The organism is Pseudomonas sp. EL_65y_Pfl2_R96, assembly GCF_963970905.1.
In the GTDB taxonomy this organism is placed as follows: Bacteria; Pseudomonadota; Gammaproteobacteria; order Pseudomonadales; family Pseudomonadaceae; genus Aquipseudomonas.
In genome coordinates this window covers 1-465 of sequence record NZ_CAXAQH010000313.1, presented here as the reverse complement: position 1 = coordinate 465, position 465 = coordinate 1, and the positions used below count along the sequence as shown (strand labels likewise).

Below are 465 nucleotides of genomic sequence, written 5' to 3'. Positions count from 1 at the left end.
CCAGTTCTACCCCGCCGCGCGGCAGGGCGAGGCGATGAACACGGTCAATGCCCGCTACGGCAACGACCCCGGCATCAAGGCTTATACTCACGTCAACGACCGCTTCGCGCCGTTCGCATCGCGGACCATCCCCGCAACCGTCAGCGAGTCACCCTATCTGCTCGACGGGCTGACGATGAACGAGGCCGGGCGACGGATCGAGGAGCAGTACGCCGACACCGGCGGGTTCACCGTTATGTGGACAGCTTGGCGACGCGGCAGGTTGCCTGTGCTACCATCGCGCAGCTGCCATTTCCGTGAAGGAGGCGGGCCATGTTTGTGGTCAAGCATAGCCGCTCGGGCGGCCCTCTGGTCGAGCTTGTCGACGGAGTCGGCGCGCCTGTGCCACCCGTCCGCGACTATCTCGCCTATCTGGCTGCGCGCGGCTGCTCACCGCATACCGTCAAAGCCTATGCCTATGACCTG

1 pseudogene is annotated in these 465 nt (G+C 65.2%); it reads left to right on the top strand.

Going from position 1 to position 465, the window contains the following annotated elements:
• Positions 1 to 232 (top strand): annotated as a pseudogene (locus AACY49_RS30800) (Tn3 family transposase); the annotation flags it as partial.
• Between the last annotated feature and the right edge of the window lie 233 nt (positions 233 to 465).